We start from the raw sequence: 17,390 nt of genomic DNA on the forward strand, positions 1-17,390 counted from the left end.
GTTTAACGCAAGCCCCCCAACCCTCGCTACATGCTGCACCGTGCCTTGCGGCGCAACATGCCCGCCTGCTTCAATTGCCGTCTTGTCAGGGCCCTACAGGCGCGCTTGACCCCACTGGATGGGTCGCCGCCGGCTCGCAACTCCCTCACCCGTTTTCGTCTTTACTCACTCCCGGAGCGAGTCGTGTCCATCGCCGCCAAGTTCGAAATCGAATACCTGCAGTATCTCGATGCCGAGGGCAACCAGGTCCGTGACGACCTGCCCGCCTTCGCCAAGGACCTCGACCACATGGTCGAGCTGTACAAGCTGATGCTGTCCACCCGCGTGTTCGACGCCAAGTCGGTGGCGCTGCAGCGCACCGGCAAGCTCGGCACCTATGCCAGCTGCCTGGGCCACGAGGCCGCGCACGTGGGCATCGGCAGCGCGATGAAGCCCGAGGACGTGTTCGCCCCCAGCTACCGCGAATACGGCGCGCAGCTGTACCGCGGCGTGCAGCCGCGCGAGGTGTACATGTACTGGGGCGGCGACGAGCGCGGCAACGACTACCAGAAGGAACCGGCGCGCCACGACTTCGCCTGGTCGGTGCCGATCGCCACGCAGTGCCTGCATGCGGCCGGTTCCGCGCTGGCCTTCAAGATCCGCAACGAGAAGCGCGTGGCCGTGTGCACCATCGGCGACGGCGGCTCGTCCAAGGGCGACTTCTACGGCGCCATCAACATCGCCGGCGCGCAGAACCTGCCGATGGTGGCGGTGATCGTGAACAACCAGTGGGCCATCTCGGTGCCGCGCAAGATCCAGTCCGGCGCGCCCACGCTGGCGCAGAAGGGCATCGCCGCGGGCCTGTTCTCGATCCAGGTGGACGGCAACGACATCATCGCCGTGCGCAAGGCCATGGAAGACGCGCTCGACCGCGCCCGCAACGGCGAGGGCGGCAGCGTGCTGGAACTGGTCACCTACCGCCTGTCGGACCACACCACCGCCGACGACGCCCGCCGCTACCGCGGCGAGCAGGAAGTGAAGGACGCCTGGGCCAAGGAGCCGATGAAGCGCCTGCGCGCGTGGCTGGTGGCCAGGAAGGTATGGGACGACGCCAAGGAAGAAGCCTGGAAGGCCGAGTGCGACGAGTGGATGGACAACGAGGTCAACGCCTACCTCGAGACCAAGACCCAGCCCGTTACCGCGATGTTCGACTACACCTTCGCCGAAGTACCGGCGGACCTCGCCAAGCAGCGCGACCTCGCCCTTTCGCTCGACAAGAAGGCCCACTAAGCCATGGCACAGATCACTCTTATCGAAGCCGTCACCCAGGCGCTCGCCTACGAAATGGCCCACGACCCGAGCGTCGTAGTGCTGGGCGAGGACGTCGGCGTCAACGGCGGCGTGTTCCGCGCCACCCAGGGCCTGCAGGAGAAGTTCGGCGAGCTGCGCGTGCTGGACACCCCGCTGGACGAAACCACCATCGCCGGCGTCACCGTCGGCATGGCCGCGCAGGGCATGAAGCCGGTGGCCGAGGCGCAGTTCGAAGGCTTCATCTATCCGATGATGGAGCAGATCGCCTGCCACGCCGCGCGCCTGCGCAACCGCACCCGCGGCCGCATCACCGTGCCGGCCGTGTGGCGCGCCCCGTGGGGCGGCGGCATCCGCGCGCCGGAGCATCACTCCGAGGCGAACGAGCACCTGTTCACCAATATCCCCGGCCTGCGCGTGGTGATGCCCTCCTCGCCGGCGCGCGCCTACGGCCTGCTGCTGGCGGCGATCCGCGATCCGGATCCGGTGATGTTCTTCGAGCCCAAGCGCATCTACCGCCAGTACAAGGAAGAAGTGCCGGACGACGGCGAGGCGCTGCCGCTGGACGTGTGCTTCGTGCTGCGCGACGGCACCGACGTTACCATCGTCACGTGGGGCGCGCAGGTGAAGGAGGCTCTCGAAGCCGCCGACGAACTGGCCGCCGAAGGCATCAGCGCCGAAGTGATCGACGTGGCCACGCTCACCCCGCTGGATTTCGACACCATCGCCGAATCGGTGCAGAAGACCGGCCGCTGCGTGATCGTGCACGAAGCCCCCAAGACCGCCGGCTTCGGCGCCGAGATCGCCGCGCGCGTGGCCGAGGAATGCCTGTACGAGCTGCTGGCGCCGGTCGAGCGCGTCACCGGCTACGACACGCACATTCCGCTGTTCCGCCTGGAAATGAAGTACATGCCCAGCACCGAGCGCGTGGTCGAGGCGGCCAAGCGCTCGCTGGCCGCGAGCTGAAGAATCACCTACGGAACGTCATTCCGGCGAAGGCCGGAATCCAGTGAAATACGTGGTGCGAAGCACGCAAAGCCTTTCGCGACAACCACGCATCATCGCTACTGGATCCCGGCCTGCGCCGGGATGACGAGCAGAAAACAAGCCTGATTACCGGAACCGACTCATGGCCGACATCAAGACATTCCACCTGCCCGACCTCGGCGAAGGCCTGCCCGACGCCACCATCGTCGAGTGGCACGTGAAGGAAGGCGACTACATCAAGCTCGACGCACCGCTGTGCTCGATGGAAACCGCCAAGGCGGTGGTCGACGTGCCCTCGCCCTACACCGGCACGGTGAAGAAGCTGTATGGCGCGCCGGGCGACATCATCGAGACCGGCGCCGCGCTGGCCGACTTCGAACCCGATCCGAACGCCAAGCAGCGCGCCGAGGCCGAAGCCACCGGCCACCACCACGGCCCGAAGAAGAGCGTGGGCAGCCCCGCGCCGGACAACGCTGCCAAGGTGGTCGCCTCCGACGAAGGCGGCGAAGTGGAAGCCAAGGGCGAGCGCGAGGACGAAGGCACCGTGGTCGGCGCCATGGTCAGCGGCAACACCGTGCACGTGGAGCAGGTCAGCAGCGCCGGCGGCGTGAAGGCCGTGCCGGCGGTGCGCGCACTGGCCAAGAAGCTCAAGGTCGACCTCACCCGCGTGCGCGCCACCGGCGCCGACGGCGTGGTCACCCTGCAGGACGTGAAGACCGCCGCGGCCAATGGCTCCGCCCCGCTGGGCGCCGCGCCGGCGCGCGCCGTGCCGGCTTCGGCCGGCCGCCACCTGGCGCCGGAACTGCCGGAGCCCGGTCCCGCGCCGTCGCGCACGGCCGTGTCGCTCGCCGGCAAGCCGGTGCGCACCGCGCCGCCGAGCGTGCAGGCCAGCGGCCAGCCGGAACAGCTCAAGGGCGTGCGCCGCAATATGGCGCGCGTGATGGCCGAGGCCCACGCCAACGTGGTGCCGACCACCCTGGTGGACGACGCCGACCTGCACGCCTGGATCGGCAAGCAGGACATCACCGCCCGCCTGATCCGCTCCATCGTCGCCGCATGCAAGGCGGTGCCGGCGCTCAATGCCTGGTTCGACGGCAAGAACCTCACCCGCACCCTGCATCCGCACGTGGATATCGGCATCGCCGTGGACACCGACGACGGCTTGTTCGTGCCGGCCCTGCGCAATGCCGACGTGCTGGACGGCGCCGGCGTGCGCGCGGCGATCAAGCGCCTGCGCTCGCAGGTGGAAGACCGCTCGATTCCCGCCTCGGAACTGAGCGGCTACACCATCAGCCTGTCCAACTTCGGCATGTTCGCCGGCCGCTATGCCACCCCCGTGGTGGTGCCGCCGACCGTCGCCATCATCGGCGCCGGCAAGCTGTGCCACGACGTGGTGGCCGTGATGGGCGGCATCGAAGTGCACCGCCGCATGCCGATCAGCCTCACCTTCGACCACCGCGCCGCCACCGGCGGCGAAGCCGCACGCTTCCTCAAGGCGCTGCTGGACGATCTGTCGCTGCCGAACTGAGGCTTTGCGATGGATGGAAAGAAAGGCGCCGCGAGGCGCCTTTCTTTTTGCTTGAGGGAAGCTCCACATCGCCGCGCCTATAGTGCGGCGAGCCTCATGCGGAGACCACGCCATGCACCACAGCCGCCTCAGCACCCTCGTCATCGACTGCCAGTCCGTCGACCTCAAGCAAGCCACCGATTTCTGGAGCAAGGCCCTGGGCAAGCCCATCGTCACCTACGATTCGGAAGGCGACGGCCAATACGCCGAACTGGCCACCCTGGCCGACGAACCGATCATCCTGCTGCAGCGCGTGGAACATGAGAGCCGCGTGCACCTGGATATCGAAACGGACGACATCGAAGCCGAAGCCACGCGCCTGGAACAGCTCGGCGCCAAGCGTCTGGAATGCGTGCGCGGCCGCTGGTGGGTGATGCAGGCACCGAGCGGCCACCGCTTCTGCGTGGTGAAGAAGCAGCGGGAGCAATTCGGGCCGCATTTGAACAAGTGGGAGTGAGCTGGACCGCTGTCCTCAGCTTCAACTTCTCGCTCCGCCCGGCCCCTCACCCTGCCCTCTCCCCGGAGGGGAGAGGGGTGAAGTCGTGAGGCAGGCAGGAACGAAGAGCAAAAGCTGGCCTCGTTCCTTGAACATCCTCTCGGCCACGGCACGTTGAAGCACCCGCCACGTAAACGCACTGTGGTTTCGTGTAGACCCAGGTTAATCAGGTTACCGCAGACGCCCACTGCTCCTTCTAGTCGCGTCGCGAGCCGTGGCTCTTAGGCCATTCTCTCTTTGGTTACTTTCTCTTTGGGCCAGCAAAGAGAAAGTGACTCGGGCGCCGGCAGGCGTCCGAAATGCCCGCTGCATAAGCGGCCCATTCGCCGCCACGCGAAAATCAAACGATACCGTTACTGGATCCCGGCCTACGCCGGGATGACGAGCAAAAATCAGTCGACGCGCCCGCGTCCCCAAATCAGCGCACGCAACAACAGCGCCACGACCAGCACAGCGACACAGGCACCATACCCATACAACGCCGGCAACACCTGCTGCCAAATCGCCCCGCTAGGCGGCCCAAACTGCCCAACCGAGGGCACCACCGCCGCCTCAAACCCGGCAACCGCCGACCACCCAGCCGCCACCGCGGCAGCGATCACCGCCAGAAGATCGAACGCCCGCCGCGCCTTAGTGCGCGGCAGACTCTTCGGGTAGGCCCAATAAGCCCACCCCAAAATCAACAACCAAGGCGCCAGCAACAAAATCGCGAGATAACGCATCAGTCAGATCACCCCAGGAATCGTTTCATCGCCCCGCGTGACCCACCACGCGCTCACTCCTGCACGGACAGCTGATCCAGCGCCTCGCGCAACCGCTCCAGCGCCCCATCGCGGGCCGCCTCATCGCCATACTCCGGCGTGCTGCCGACAAACTCGCCATCCAGTTCCAGATGCAGCGCACGCGGCTGCACCTGCAGCACGGCCGCGGTAGCGCCAGGACCCTTCAGCTTCTTCTGGCAGGCACCCGCCGCCTTCGGATCGGCGAACGACTTCGACAGCAGCAGCTCCTCGCCCTCGGCGGAGAACAGGCGGAAACGGAAGCTACCATCGGCCTCGCGGAAACTGGCGAAGCGCGGCAATTTGCCCGCCCGGCCTTCGGCCTTGCCGGCCGCCGGCGCGGGAGCCGCCGCCACCGCGATGCCCGAACGCAGGCCGATCGCATCGCGCAGTTCCGCGATCTTCGGCCCCGCAATGGCGCGTGCCTTCAGCGCACCCTCGCGCAGAATCGCTTCGATGCGCTCGGGCTTCGACATCAGCTCGTCGTAGCGCTCGCGCATCGGCGCCACGTCCGCCTCGATGCGTTCGAACAGCACCTGCTTGGCCTCGCCCCAGCCGATGCCGTCGAGCAGCGCCTGATGAAAGGCGCCGGCTTCGGCCTCGGTGGCGAAGGCGCGGAAGATGGTGAACAGCGAGGAGCTGTCCGGGTCCTTCGGCTCGCCCGGCAGACGCGAGTCGGTGACGATGCGCATGATGCTGTCGCGCAGATGCTTCCGGCCGCCGGCGAACAGCGGAATGGTGTTGTCGTAGCTCTTGGACATCTTGCGGCCGTCGAGCCCGGGCAGCGTGGCCACCTGTTCCTCGATCACCACTTCCGGCAGCACGAAATAATCGCCGGCGTAGATATGGTTGAAGCGCTGCGCGATATCGCGCGCCATCTCGATGTGCTGGATCTGGTCGCGCCCCACCGGCACCTTGTGCGCGTTGAAGGCGAGGATGTCCGCCGCCATCAGCACCGGATACATGTACAGGCCGGCGGTGACGCCCGCATCGGCGTCCTCGCCCGCGTCGGTGTTCTTGTCCACCGCCGCCTTGTACGCATGCGCGCGGTTGAGCAGGCCCTTGGCGGTGACGCAGGTGAGGAACCAGGTGAGTTCCGGAATCTCCGGGATGTCCGACTGGCGGTAGAAGGTGACGCGATCCGGATCGAGCCCTGCGGCCAGCCACGTGGCGGCGATCTCCAGGCGCGAGCGCTCGATGCGCGCCGGGTCGTCGCTCTTGATCAGCGCGTGGTAGTCGGCCATGAAATAGAACGCATCCACTTCCGGACGGAGGCTGGCGGCCACGGCGGGGCGGATCGCGCCGACGTAGTTGCCCAGGTGCGGCGTGCCGGTGGTGGTGATGCCGGTCAGTACACGGGTTCGCATGTATATCTTCTTCTTGTCGTTATCGGGCTCGGCGGAATCGGGCTCAGCGGATCAGCGTGGATTTGCCGAACAGCGATTCGACCAGGTCCACCGCCAGCTTGGCGGTCTGGTTGCGCTTGTCGAAGGCCGGGTTCAATTCCACGATGTCCAGCGAGGCGAGGCGGCCGGTGTCGGCGATCATCTCCATGCACAGCTGCGCTTCGCGGTAGTTCGGGCCGCCGCGCACGGTGGTGCCCACGCCCGGCGCGATGGCCGGGTCGAGGAAGTCCACGTCGAAGCTCACGTGCAGATGGGTGTCGGCGTCGACGCCTTCCAGCGCTTCTTCCATCACGCGCTTCATGCCGGATTCGTCGATCTGGCGCATGTCGAAGATGCTCACGTGCGCCTCGCGCACCAGGCGCTTCTCGCCCTCGTCGACCGAGCGGATGCCGATCTGGCGGAACACGTCCGGCGTGGTCGCCGGCTTGCTGCCGCCGAGGCCGGTGAGCTCGTCCGGACCCATGCCGCACAGGCAGGCCACCGGCATGCCGTGGATATTGCCGGAAGGCGTGATCTGGGCGGTATTGAAATCGGCATGCGCATCCAGCCACAGCACGCGCAGCTTCTTGTTCTGCTCGCGGCAGTGGCGGGCCACGGCGGTGATCGAACCGATCGCCAGGCAGTGGTCGCCGCCGAGCATCACGGGCAGGCGGCCCAGGCCCAGTTCCGCATAGATCGACTCGTACACCGCGCGGTTCCACTCCACCACGGCGGACAGATGGCGATAGCCATCGCGCGGCGGTTCCCACGGATTCAGCGGCCCCTGCAGATTGCCGCGGTCGACCACGTCGATGCCGCGCGCTCTCAGCCGCGCCTGCAGATTGGCCACGCGCAGGGCCTCGGGGCCCATCGAGGCACCGCGATGCCCCGCTCCGATATCGGTGGGCGCACCGATCAGCGATACAGCCTGATTACCCATGCTTCCTCGGTCGTTCAAAGTCTTAAGGGATGCACGCCCGCGCGCTGGCGGCGGCATCGCCCAAGTCTACAAGAACGCCTGTGCGGGCACCCCGGGGCAAAAACCGCTTCAGGCGCCGGCGCCGAGGTCCAGGCTGAAACTGCCGCGCCGTCCCAGGTCCGCCGCATGGCGCGCCAGCCAGCGCCCGGCGGTGTCGCGACCCAGGTCGTGCAGGGCGCGCAGCTGGGCGGTGCGCGTGTCGGCCGCGGAATGGCCGAGCGCGGCCAGGCCTTCGTCCGGCGCGATCACGTGCAGGCGCAGCTCGCGCAGCTTGCGCTCCGCGGCATTCGGCCACAGGTGGCGCGCGGCCTGCGCGCGCGCCACCGCCAGATCGCGCAGCTCGCGCGCGAACGCGGCGCCGAAGGAAAGCTCCGCCGACAGCATCAGCGCCTCGCGCGGATTGCGCGGCATGGCCTGGCGCAGCTGCGGCTGCAGCAGCACGCACAGCAGGTCGTCGCCGCCGATGCCGAGCAGCGGCTCCAGCGCGGGATTGCCGGCGAAACCGCCGTCCCAGTACGCCTCGCCGTCGATCTCGGTGGGCGGAAACCACGGCGGCAGGCTGGCCGAGGCGAGCAGCGCATCGTGGCTGAGGCGCGCGCCGGAAAACACTTCGAGCGCGCCATCGCGCATGCGCGTGGCGGCGATATACAGCGCCACCGGACCGTGGCGCAGCACGTCCTGGTCGAAGAATTCCTCCACCATCGAGCGCAGCGGATTGATGCCGCCGCCAGCCGCGGACACCGGTGGCTGCGGCCACGGCATGGCGTCGCCGAACAGGCGCGACTGCGCCTGCCACCAGTCCGCCACCGCGTTGCGCCCGGCCAGGCCCAGCCAGAAAGCATCGAGCGAAGCGCGCGCACCCGCGGCGCCGCGGCGCGCCCAGCCCTGGGCGAAGGCGGCGGCATTCATCGCGCCGCTGCTGGTGCCGCTGATCGCTTGCACCGCCAGGCCGGGCAGTTCCAGCAGGCGGGTCAGCGCGCCCCAGGTGAACGCACCGTGCGCGCCGCCGCCTTGCAGGGCGAGTTTCAGCGTGAGCATGGCGCGGGAGCATTGCTGCGTTGCATCATGCGATCTTCCCGGCGACTTGCGCCGGGGTCAAGTGAAGTCTTGCTTACAGGCCGCTGCTACAGCCGCTCGACCACCAGGCGATAACACGCGCGTCCCGCTTCCTTCGCCTCGTACAGCGCCTCGTCGGCCCGCTGCACCAGTTCGTCCAGCGAGGCAATGTCGCGGCACAGCGCCGCGCCCACGCTGAGCGTCACCTTCAGCCGCGCGGCATCGAGCGATATCGGCGCGGCCATCGAGGCGATCACCTTGCCGGCCAGGCTCTCCGCCGCGTAAGTGGCGTCCACGTCGTCGCACAGGATGACGAACTCGTCGCCACCCAGCCGGGCCACCAGGTCCGACTTGCGCACGGAGGCCTTCAGGCGCCGCGCCACCTCGCGCAGCACCGCGTCGCCGGAGGCGTGGCCGTGGCCGTCGTTGATCTGCTTGAAGTAGTCCACGTCGATCAGCATCAGCAGCATCGGTGCGCGCGTCACCGCCGCGCGTTCCAGCGCCGCATGCGCGCACTCGGTGAAGTAGCGGCGGTTGGCCAGGTTGGTCAGCGTGTCGTAATGGGCGAGGAAGGAGAGCTTCTGCTCGGCCAGCTTGATGCGCGTGACGTCGGTGGTCAGCGCATAGAAGCCGATGTTCTCGCCGGTGACCGAGGTGGCCGGCAGGTAGGTGGCCTGCAGGTAGAAATAGCGGCCGTCGCGCTCGAATTCGTATTCGAAGGTGGTTTCGCGGCCCTGCAGCACCGCCGCGATATGCGGCTTCATCAGGCTGTACAGCGCCGCGCCACGCGTTTCGCGCACGCTGCGCCCGACCATCGCCTCCGGCTCCAGCCCGGTGATCTCGCGCGCATAGCCGCTGACGAAGATGTAGCGCTCGTCGATGCCGATGTGGGTGATCAGCGCGGGCACCTTGTCGGTGATGCGGCGCAGGCGGGTCTCGCTGTCGGCCAGCGCCTGTTCGGCGACAATGCTTTCGGTGATGTCGCGGCCGGTATAGATCAGCTCCATCTCGCCGGCGTGTTCCGGGCTGGGCATCACGCGCACCAGCGCCTCGATCCACACGTAATAACCCTTCTTGTGGCGCAAGCGGTAACGGGTGAGCGACATGCGCTCGGTGGCCCAGAGCTGCTCCATCGCTTCGTCCACGCGTTCGCGGTCGTCGGGGTGGATCAGGTCCGGGCGCGGCAGCATGAACTCGCCGACCTCCCAGCCGAGCAGGTCCTTGATCGAAGGCGATACGTAGCGCCGCGAGCCGTCGCGCGCGATGCGCATCACCAGGTCGCTGGCGTAGTCGGCCAGCAGGCGGTAGCGCACCTCGCTGTCGCGCACGCGCCGCGCCAGGCGGCGGCGATCGGCCTGGGCCAGCGCGATCGGCACCGCCACCAGGCACACCATGCCGAGAAAGAACTGCCCCAGCAGCGAACGCTCCACTGCGCTGGCGTTGGGAATCAGGCCAAGCGGGCCGCCGCCCATGGCGATGGCGATATTGGCGGTAAGCGTCACCACCGCCACGCCGATCACCAGCCCCGGAAAGCGGTGGCGGATCACCACGTAGAGCAGCGGCGCGAACACCACGAACAGCAGCGGATAGCGCGACTGCGCGAACACGAAGACCGTCGTCGCGCCCAGCAACAGCAGGTCGCGCAGCAGCACCAGGCGATGCCCGCGCCGGCCGAGCATGCGCCAGCCCTGCACGAGCACCACCAGGGTGAGCGTGGCCACGATCACCATGCCCAGCAGATGGGAACGGAACCACCAGTCGAAGGTGGTCCAGAAATCGGTGTCGGCGGTGGCGTAGAGCACGAACGCGGCGAGCAGCGCCGACACCAGCGAAGCAGCCAGGGTCGACAGCATCGCCGTCTGGCCCAGGCGCAGGAATGGCGTGTCGTCCTGGATGCGCGGGAAGCCGCGGCGCACGCCGCGCGCCACGATCATCACTTCGACGCCATTGACCAGGCCCAGCAGGGTGCTGGAGATCAGCGGGTCGCCCAGCAGCATCTTGCCGGTGAAGTAACCCGCGAACGCGGCGCCCAGATAACGCGGCCAGCGCTCGTCGGACACGCGCAGCAGTGCGCCGACCACGACGCCGTCCGCAATCCACATGGTGACGTTGCTGCCGGTATGGCGCGTCAGCAGCAGCGAGTACGCCGTGGCCGCGAGCACCGCGACGAACAGCGCCGAGGCTTCGGCCCAGCGCGTCCAGCGCAGGTTCGGGTCTGTCCGCAACTGCATCGCAATTCCTTGAGGGGAGGCGTGCCGGGTCCGTGCGGTTGTTTATATAGCGAGCGGGCGCTGAAAAAAATGTGGACTGCGCTTTGAATCGCGGCAGGGAGTCAAACTCCGAAATGCCGCGACATAAAGCCCCTCTCCCGTCGGGAGAGGGGTTGGGGTGAGGGTACGGCCGGAGCGCAAGCGTGAGGTGCGCCGCTGCGCCCGAACCCTCATCCGGCTGCCGCCACCTTCTCTCCCACGGGGACTACCTTCGGGTCGCCAGCGGGAGAAGGATTCACAGTCAGAATCCGAGGGGAAAATCACGCGGAGTGGTGCCGACAGTCTGACTCGAACAGACGACCTACCGCTTACAAGGCGGTTGCTCTACCAACTGAGCTATGCCGGCGAGGGAGGCGCAGTCTAGCAGGTCGCTCCCGGCGGACGCGCTCAGAAACATCCAGTGCTGTGCGAACCGACGCCCGCGGCGTTGCGCAGGTGGCTGCGCCAGTCGAAGTGCGCGGCTTCGGCGACGGCCAGGTCCAGCCAGTATTCGGGCACGGTCTCGGTGCGCTCGGTCATCTGCGCGGGGAAGCCGGCGGCGGCCACTTCGTCGCGGCGCTTGCGTGCGTTGGCCGGGTCCTTGAACAGGCCCAGCGAGATGGTGTTGGGCTGGCCGCCGGAGCCGACCACGAAGTAGTCGCCGATATTCGCCGCGCTCAGCCGGCGCGCCTGCGCCAGCGCCTGGTCGCGGCTGGCGCTGGCCGGCAGGTAGACCCACCAGCCGCGCGTCTGCGTGGTCTGCTCCTGGCGCGAGCGCATGCGCGCGGCCTGCGCGGTGAGCGCGTTGCGGGCGTTGTGCAGGTCCACCGGCGTGGCGAACGGGCCGATCGAGATGCAGGTGTAGGTGTTGGAGCGCGACGACGTCGGCGCCAGCGCGGCCTGCGCCTGGGCCGGTGCCTTGGCGGCGCTGCTGGCCGGTGCGGCGGGCGGCGCGGCGGGAGTGGCGGGCGCCTGCACGGTGGCGGCGGCCTCGGGCGCGCTGGCCGGCGGCGCGGGGCGCTCGGCCAGCAGGTGCAGGGTGGGCACGTCCGGGTCGGCGGCGCTGCGGCCGTGCGTGTCGTCCTGGCCCAGCCACAGCCACGCGCCCACGGCGATATTCAGCGCGATCAGCAGAACGAACAGCAGACGCAGAACCATGCAACGACCCAGGTGAGGAAACGGCAACGCGCCATTCTAGAGAGCGCGCAAGGCAGCCGGATGCGCATTCGCCCACACGGCCAGACCGTGGAGCACGCCGTCCTCCGCCAGCGCGGCAGGACATTCCAGCAGGGGCAGCAGGGCCGCGGCATCGCCGCCGCCCAGGTGCAGCGAAGGCTTGCCACCCAGGGAGTGGCTCATGCGCCGCGCAAAGCGTTCGATCAGCGCCGCCGCGGCCTGCCAGCAGCCGGAAGCCACGGCGTCGGCGGTATTGGCGGCGGCGTCCAGCACCTCGCCGGGGCGTTCCGGGCGCACCCGCGCGGTGGCACCGACCAGCGACTGCTGCATCAGCTGCGGGCCGGGGGCGATCAGGCCGCCGAGATGGCGGCCGTCCGCCGCCAGCGCATCCAGCGTGAGCGCGGTGCCGACGCCGGCCAGGATGCACGGCGCATGGCCGGCGTCGTAGGCGGCGACCATGGCAAGGAAGCGGTCCACGCCCAGGCGCTGCGGTTCGTCGTAGGCATTGCGCACGCCGCAGGCTTCGGCCGGGGTGCGCAGCCAGAACGGAGCGAGCGAACCGGCCGCGCGCACGGCATCGGCCACGGCGGCTTCGCGCGCGGCGTCGACCACCGAGGCGCCCACCACGTCGTCCAGCGCGGGCAGCTCGCGCCAGGCTTCGCTCAAAACGGCGGCGATGTCGCTGTCCCAGCTCACCGCGCCACGCGAATGCCATGCGGCGCCATCGCGTACGGCCCATTTCAGGCGGGTATTGCCCAGATCCAGCAACAGCTTCATGCGCGGCGCACCGACACGTCGGCGCTGTCGACGCGGTGCAGGCCGTCCGCCGCGTTCACCAGCAGCGCGCCGCGCTCGTCCACGCCCGCGCCGATGCCTTCGAGCACGCCCTGCGCGCCTTGTACGCGCAGGGGGGCGTCGCGCAGCAGGTCGCGTGCGGCGTAGTCGGCGACGAAACCGGCGAAGCCTTCGCGCTCGAACCGGGTCAGGCCTTCGGCCAGCGCGGTGATCAGCGCGGCGGCCACGTCATTGCGTTCCGGCGGCTCGCCGCCGGCCAGGGTGGCCAGGTCGCAGGCCGGCTGGCCGGCCTGTTCGCGCAGCGCGTCGGTGAGGCGCAGGTTGAGGCCGATGCCGATCACCGCCGCGCACGGCCCCTGATATTCCCCGCTGAGCTCGACCAGGATGCCGGCCAGCTTGCCGCCGCGGGCCAGCGCGTCGTTCGGCCACTTCAGGCCGGCCTCGGCGATGCCCAGCGATTCCAGTGCGCGCAGCAGGATCACCCCCACTGCCAGCGACAAGCCGGACAGCGCGGCGAAGCCGCCGTCGAAGCGCTTCAGGCAGGACAGATACAGATTCAATCCCGGCGGCGACAGCCAGGCGCGCCCGCGCCGGCCGCGGCCGGCGCTCTGGGTCTCGGCGATCATCACGCTCAGGTCCGGCAGCTCGGCGCCGCGGCGCTGCAGTTCGCTGGAGGTGGAATCCAGCTCCCAGTGCACCTCCAGCTCGCCCAGCCGCTTGCGCCACGGCGCCGGCACGGCCGCGCGGATGCGTGCGGCGTCCAGCATCTGCAGCGGCCAGGGCAGCCGGTAGCCGGCGGCGCCGCGCGCCTCGATCGGCACGCCGCGCGAGCGCAGGGCCTGGATCTGCTTCCAGATGGCGGCGCGGGTCACCCCGCCCTGCTCGGCCAGGCGCTCGCCCGACAAGGCCTCGCCCGGTGCGAGCAGCGCCAGCAGTTCGCGCGCCTGCATCAGGGGCGCCCGCCGTCGTGGTGAGCCCGGCGCGGGGCAGGCCCGGCCAGGGAAGGGTCAATCGCGTGCATGGGGCGGCATCTTAGAGCGTGGGCCGGACGCCGAGTAGCCGCCGGCCATCCGCCGCGCCTAGTACTTGTGGGACTGGCGCGCCCCGGCACGGCGCAGGCCCGGCACTGGCATCCTAGTGACGATTCTGCGACGATCCGTTCCTTGGCTTGCGGATCAAGGGGTTGAGCCGCCATGGGCATCAGACAGTTCCTGTTCGCGTGTGTTTTGGGCGCCAGCGGCATCGGTGCCGCTTCGGCCATGGACGCCGATACCCAGGAATTGGGCGGCCTGCAGCGTTCCGGCGTGGACAGCGCCGTCCCCCACGAAGTCAGCGGCAACGGCGGCGACGCCCTCGGCGTGCCGCGCGACAGCAATACGCAGAACACCCCGGCTTCCGGCTCTTCCAGCGAGAACTGCCCCGTTGGCGGCAGCGGCTCGTCCGGCTCGCAGCGCAGCCGCCGCATCAGCCTGGGCTGGCAGTCGCTGCTGCCGGGCTCCATCCAGTAAGCCGTTCCTGTGGCGGGGGCCTGGTGGCGACAGTGGCTGTCGCGCTTCGACCCGCCGGCCATTCCCGACGTTCTATGGCGCCGCACGCTGTCCGCGTGCCCTCTCGCGCGCCGGCTCGATGACGACCGCCAGAACGAACTACGCCGCATCGCCGCCCATTTTCTTGCCCGCAAGCGCTTCCACCCGCTGGCCGGCGCCGAGCTGGACGACCGCCTGCGCCTGCTGATCGCCCTGCAGGCCTGCCTGCCGGCCCTGCGCCAGGGCAGCACCGGCCTGCGCGGCTGGCGCGAGATCCTGGTCTACCCCGGCGAGTTCAAGGTGCGCCGCAGCCATCACGACGAGCACAGCGGCGTGGTGAGCGAGGCGGACGACGTGCTGATCGGCGAAGCCTGGGAACGCGGCCCGCTGATTCTTTCCCTGGCCGACGTGCAGCTGGACCTGGAGCAACCCTGGGACGGCTACAACGTGGTCGTGCACGAGATGGCGCACAAGTTCGACATGCTCGACGGCGCCCCGGACGGCGTGCCGCCGCTGCCGGAAGAGATCAGCCGGCGCGACTGGATCGTGGCCTTCCAGCGCGCCTACGACCACCTCTCCAACGACGTGGCGCGCGGCCGCGATACGCTGATCGACCCGTATGCCGCCGAAGGCCCGGACGAATTCTTCGCCGTGGTGAGCGAGCTGCACTGGTCGCAGCCGGGCGTGCTCAAGCGCGCCGACCCGATGGTCGCTGCGTTGCTCGACGCTTACTACGGCCCGTCGCCGGCACCGTATTGAGCCTCAGCTCGGCGGCAATCTCACGCTGAAGCGCGCGCCGCCGAATTCCGGCGAGCGGTCCACGGTCAGCTCGCCGCGGTAGGCCTTGATGATGTCCTGCACGATCGACAGGCCAATGCCGTGGCCCTGCACGCGCTCGTCGCCGCGCACCCCGCGCTGGAGCACCTTCTCGATCTTGTCGTCGTCGATGCCGGGGCCGTCGTCCTCCACGCTCAGCCACAGGCCCGGGCGCTGGCGGCCGGCGGCCGGCTCCACTTTCACCACCAGCAGTACGCGGTGGCCGGCCCACTTGAAGGCGTTTTCCAGCAGGTTGCCCATCAGTTCGAGCAGGTCGCCCTGCTCGCCGTAGAAGGCGGCGCCTTCGTCGATGTCGAATTCGCACAGCACGTTCTTCGCGGCGTAGACCTTTTCCAGGCTCTGCACCAGGTCTTCCGCGTGGCCCGCGATAGGGATGGCCGAAGCGAAGGTCTGCCGGCCGGTGGTGGCGGCGCGGGCGAGCTGGTAGGCGACCAGTTCGTCCATGCGGCGCACCTGGTCGACCACGTCGGTGCGCACTCGCGACATGTTGCCGTCGCTGGCTTCGAGCCGCGAGCGGATCACCGCCAGCGGCGTCTTCAGGCTGTGCGCCAGGTCGGCCAGCGTGTTGCGGTAGCGCGTGCGCTGTTCGCGCTCGCTATCGATAAAGGCGTTGATGCGTTCGGTGAGGCCGGTGAGTTCCAGCGGATAGCGGCTGTCGAGCTGCTCCGCCTCGCCGCGTTCGACCCGGCTCATGTCGCTGGCCACCTTGCGCAATGGCGTGAGGCTCCAGCGCAGCAGCAACAGCTGCAGCAGGATCAGCATCACGCCCAGCGTGGCGAGCCAGAAGATCAGACTGCGCCGAATTACAGCGTTCTGCCCTTCAAGCTGGTCCTCCGCCTGCGCCACCATGAAGGTCAGCTTCACCGACTTCTTCTCGGAGGTGTCCAGCGCCACACCGTAGGCGTAGTAGTACAGCCGCCCCATGCGCGTATCGATCGGGCCGACGAACTGGCTCTGCCCCGGCTCCAGCCGCTTCAGAAACGCGAAGTCGCGCCCGATCGCCGAGGGCGATTCCAGCTTGGCCCCGTTCTCGCCCAAGGCCAGCGCATACAAGCCGGAACCCGGCTGGGAAAAACGCGGATCGGGCGGCGTATCGGGCAGCAGCACCTTGCCGGAGCGGCCCACTTCGGTGCCGGCCAGGTAGGCAACCACGTAGTTCTGCAGGCGGTCCTGCAATTCCTTCAGCGAGGTCTCGGCGCTGGAACGCGAGAGGGTAAGGCCGACGACGCCAAGAAAGGCCGCCAGCACGAAGCCGGTGGCCAACGCAGCGCGCGCCGCCAGTGAGAACGGGCGGCGCGGCTGGTCGGGATCATTCGCCTTCGTTTTCGCTGCGGGGGATGGCAAAGCGGTATCCGCGTCCACGTACCGTCTCGATGGGCTTGAGGGTGCCTTCCGGGTCGAGCTTCCTGCGCAGACGGCCGATGAAGACCTCCAGCACATTGGAGTCGCGGTCGAAGTCCTGCTGGTAGATGTGCTCGGTGAGGTCGGCCTTGGAGACCAGCTCGCCCGCGTGCAGCATCAGGTATTCCAGCACCTTGTACTCATAGCTGGTGAGGTCCACCAGCTTGCCTTCCACCGACACCGTCTGCGCGGTGGTGTCCAGCTTGATCGGGCCGCAGGCCAGCACCGGCTTGGACCAGCCGCTGGCGCGGCGCACCAGCGCGTTGATGCGCGCCAGCAGTTCTTCCACGTGGAACGGCTTGACCAGGTAGTCGTCGGCGCCGTGCTTGAGGCCCTCGACCTTGTCCTGCCAGCTGCCGCGGGCGGTGAGGATCAGGATCGGATAGCGCTGGCCGACTTCGCGCAGCGCCTTGACCAGGTCCATGCCCGACATCTTCGGCAGGCCCAGGTCGATGATGGCCAGGTCGAACGGTACTTCGCGGCCGAGATAGAGGCCCTCTTCGCCGTCCTGTGCCGCGTCGACGGCAAAACCGTCGCGCTTCAGGCGTGCGGCGAGCGTTTCGCGCAGCGGCGCCTCGTCCTCTACCAGAAGGATGCGCATCAGTGTTTCTCCTTATTGCCCTCGCCGTCGCCGGCCGGGTTCTTGGTGGATTCCGGGGAAGCCGGGGCCTTGCCCGCTTCCGTGTTCACGGTGACCACGCGCACGTGGCCGGAGGGCGTGAGCACCTTGATCCGGTGCTCGAACGCATTGCGGCCGCGCCGCACGGTGCTGGCCGACAGCACCTTGCCGCCGGTCTCCTGCTGCACCTGGTTCACGGCCTGCTCGAGCGTCATGGACGGCTCCTGCGCCTGCGCGGCCGCCGTAGCGGT

At 68.7% G+C, this 17,390-nt stretch carries 17 protein-coding genes and 1 tRNA gene; 6 read left to right on the forward strand and 12 right to left on the reverse strand.

What is annotated here, in order from left to right:
• Positions 1–183 precede the first annotated feature (183 nt).
• The 4 genes from pdhA to ISN75_RS18785 all read left to right on the forward strand — a co-directional run bounded on the left by pdhA (position 184) and on the right by ISN75_RS18785 (position 4,298).
• Positions 184–1,269: a pyruvate dehydrogenase (acetyl-transferring) E1 component subunit alpha gene (gene pdhA / locus ISN75_RS18770; protein WP_167257126.1), complete on the forward strand. Its 1,086-nt coding sequence runs from the start codon at positions 184–186 to the stop codon at positions 1,267–1,269.
• Positions 1,270–1,272: 3 nt separating this feature from the next.
• On the forward strand, positions 1,273–2,253 hold the full coding sequence (locus ISN75_RS18775) for an alpha-ketoacid dehydrogenase subunit beta (RefSeq protein ID WP_343817513.1): 981 nt from the start codon (positions 1,273–1,275) through the stop codon (positions 2,251–2,253).
• A gap of 163 nt (positions 2,254–2,416) precedes the next feature.
• Positions 2,417–3,802, forward strand: a complete 1,386-nt coding sequence (locus tag ISN75_RS18780; RefSeq protein ID WP_167257128.1) for a dihydrolipoamide acetyltransferase family protein — start codon at positions 2,417–2,419, stop codon at positions 3,800–3,802.
• Between the two features lie 112 nt (positions 3,803–3,914).
• Complete coding sequence (locus tag ISN75_RS18785; protein ID WP_343817515.1) at positions 3,915–4,298, forward strand: VOC family protein; 384 nt, start codon at positions 3,915–3,917, stop codon at positions 4,296–4,298.
• A 431-nt stretch (positions 4,299–4,729) separates the two neighbouring features.
• Here ISN75_RS18785 and ISN75_RS18790 read toward each other — a convergent pair whose 3' ends face one another.
• The 9 genes from ISN75_RS18790 to ISN75_RS18830 all read right to left on the reverse strand — a co-directional run bounded on the left by ISN75_RS18790 (position 4,730) and on the right by ISN75_RS18830 (position 13,706).
• Positions 4,730–5,059, reverse strand: a complete 330-nt coding sequence (locus ISN75_RS18790; RefSeq protein WP_343817517.1) for a hypothetical protein — start codon at positions 5,057–5,059, stop codon at positions 4,730–4,732.
• A 53-nt stretch (positions 5,060–5,112) separates the two neighbouring features.
• Positions 5,113–6,483 (reverse strand): tryptophan--tRNA ligase, encoded by a 1,371-nt coding sequence (locus tag ISN75_RS18795; RefSeq protein WP_343817519.1) that lies wholly within the window; start codon positions 6,481–6,483, stop codon positions 5,113–5,115.
• Between the two features lie 43 nt (positions 6,484–6,526).
• On the reverse strand, positions 6,527–7,441 hold the full coding sequence (gene rocF / locus ISN75_RS18800; protein WP_167257132.1) for an arginase: 915 nt from the start codon (positions 7,439–7,441) through the stop codon (positions 6,527–6,529).
• A gap of 108 nt (positions 7,442–7,549) precedes the next feature.
• Complete coding sequence (locus ISN75_RS18805) at positions 7,550–8,518, reverse strand: patatin-like phospholipase family protein (protein ID WP_343817521.1); 969 nt, start codon at positions 8,516–8,518, stop codon at positions 7,550–7,552.
• Positions 8,519–8,604: 86 nt separating this feature from the next.
• A complete protein-coding gene (locus ISN75_RS18810; RefSeq protein WP_168647744.1) occupies positions 8,605–10,767 on the reverse strand; it encodes a sensor domain-containing diguanylate cyclase in 2,163 nt (720 codons plus the stop codon).
• A 309-nt stretch (positions 10,768–11,076) separates the two neighbouring features.
• Positions 11,077–11,152 (reverse strand) — tRNA-Thr (locus ISN75_RS18815).
• Positions 11,153–11,193: 41 nt separating this feature from the next.
• The gene (locus tag ISN75_RS18820; RefSeq protein ID WP_168647743.1) at positions 11,194–11,943 is read right to left on the reverse strand and encodes an SPOR domain-containing protein; all 750 of its coding nucleotides are present in this window, start codon (positions 11,941–11,943) and stop codon (positions 11,194–11,196) included.
• A gap of 36 nt (positions 11,944–11,979) precedes the next feature.
• Complete coding sequence (locus tag ISN75_RS18825; protein WP_168647742.1) at positions 11,980–12,738, reverse strand: type III pantothenate kinase; 759 nt, start codon at positions 12,736–12,738, stop codon at positions 11,980–11,982.
• Entirely contained in the window at positions 12,735–13,706 is a 972-nt protein-coding gene (locus ISN75_RS18830; RefSeq protein WP_168647741.1) for a biotin--[acetyl-CoA-carboxylase] ligase, read from the reverse strand. Before ISN75_RS18830 ends, ISN75_RS18825 begins: the two co-directional genes overlap by 4 nt.
• A 243-nt stretch (positions 13,707–13,949) precedes the next feature.
• Here ISN75_RS18830 and ISN75_RS18835 point away from each other — a divergent pair, with 243 nt between their 5' ends.
• Together ISN75_RS18835 and ISN75_RS18840 are read left to right on the forward strand one after the other, a co-directional pair.
• A complete protein-coding gene (locus ISN75_RS18835) occupies positions 13,950–14,264 on the forward strand; it encodes a hypothetical protein (RefSeq protein ID WP_243868156.1) in 315 nt (104 codons plus the stop codon).
• A gap of 9 nt (positions 14,265–14,273) precedes the next feature.
• Positions 14,274–15,041, forward strand: a complete 768-nt coding sequence (locus ISN75_RS18840) for a zinc-dependent peptidase (protein ID WP_168647740.1) — start codon at positions 14,274–14,276, stop codon at positions 15,039–15,041.
• Between the two features lie 3 nt (positions 15,042–15,044).
• On the opposite strand, the gene ISN75_RS18845 is transcribed toward ISN75_RS18840, so the two are convergent.
• The 3 genes from ISN75_RS18845 to ISN75_RS18855 are packed head-to-tail and all read right to left on the reverse strand — an operon-like array spanning position 15,045 to position 17,354.
• Entirely contained in the window at positions 15,045–16,382 is a 1,338-nt protein-coding gene (locus ISN75_RS18845; RefSeq protein ID WP_208399833.1) for an ATP-binding protein, read from the reverse strand.
• Between the two features lie 46 nt (positions 16,383–16,428).
• Positions 16,429–17,121 (reverse strand): response regulator transcription factor, encoded by a 693-nt coding sequence (locus tag ISN75_RS18850; protein ID WP_026635803.1) that lies wholly within the window; start codon positions 17,119–17,121, stop codon positions 16,429–16,431.
• Positions 17,121–17,354 (reverse strand): PepSY domain-containing protein, encoded by a 234-nt coding sequence (locus ISN75_RS18855; RefSeq protein ID WP_243868157.1) that lies wholly within the window; start codon positions 17,352–17,354, stop codon positions 17,121–17,123. Before ISN75_RS18855 ends, ISN75_RS18850 begins: the two co-directional genes overlap by 1 nt.
• Positions 17,355–17,390: the final 36 nt, after the last annotated feature.

The organism is Dyella marensis, assembly GCF_049532885.1.
Taxonomy (GTDB): Bacteria; Pseudomonadota; Gammaproteobacteria; order Xanthomonadales; family Rhodanobacteraceae; genus Dyella_D; species Dyella_D marensis.

Bases quoted from the DNA above. Each gene is read 5' to 3' on its own strand.
- ISN75_RS18830 (WP_168647741.1), bottom strand. From the start codon at position 13,706: ATGCAGGCGCGCGAACTGCTGGCGCTGCTCGCACCGGGCGAGGCCTTG.
- ISN75_RS18835 (WP_243868156.1), top strand. From the start codon at position 13,950: ATGGGCATCAGACAGTTCCTGTTCGCGTGTGTTTTGGGCGCCAGCGGC.
- ISN75_RS18805 (WP_343817521.1), bottom strand. From the start codon at position 8,518: ATGCTCACGCTGAAACTCGCCCTGCAAGGCGGCGGCGCGCACGGTGCG.
- ISN75_RS18790 (WP_343817517.1), bottom strand. From the start codon at position 5,059: ATGCGTTATCTCGCGATTTTGTTGCTGGCGCCTTGGTTGTTGATTTTG.
- ISN75_RS18785 (WP_343817515.1), top strand. From the start codon at position 3,915: ATGCACCACAGCCGCCTCAGCACCCTCGTCATCGACTGCCAGTCCGTC.
- ISN75_RS18855 (WP_243868157.1), bottom strand. From the start codon at position 17,354: ATGACGCTCGAGCAGGCCGTGAACCAGGTGCAGCAGGAGACCGGCGGC.
- ISN75_RS18795 (WP_343817519.1), bottom strand. From the start codon at position 6,483: ATGCGAACCCGTGTACTGACCGGCATCACCACCACCGGCACGCCGCAC.
- ISN75_RS18820 (WP_168647743.1), bottom strand. From the start codon at position 11,943: ATGGTTCTGCGTCTGCTGTTCGTTCTGCTGATCGCGCTGAATATCGCC.
- ISN75_RS18810 (WP_168647744.1), bottom strand. From the start codon at position 10,767: ATGCAGTTGCGGACAGACCCGAACCTGCGCTGGACGCGCTGGGCCGAA.
- ISN75_RS18825 (WP_168647742.1), bottom strand. From the start codon at position 12,738: ATGAAGCTGTTGCTGGATCTGGGCAATACCCGCCTGAAATGGGCCGTA.
- ISN75_RS18780 (WP_167257128.1), top strand. From the start codon at position 2,417: ATGGCCGACATCAAGACATTCCACCTGCCCGACCTCGGCGAAGGCCTG.
- ISN75_RS18850 (WP_026635803.1), bottom strand. From the start codon at position 17,121: ATGCGCATCCTTCTGGTAGAGGACGAGGCGCCGCTGCGCGAAACGCTC.
- rocF (WP_167257132.1), bottom strand. From the start codon at position 7,441: ATGGGTAATCAGGCTGTATCGCTGATCGGTGCGCCCACCGATATCGGA.
- ISN75_RS18775 (WP_343817513.1), top strand. From the start codon at position 1,273: ATGGCACAGATCACTCTTATCGAAGCCGTCACCCAGGCGCTCGCCTAC.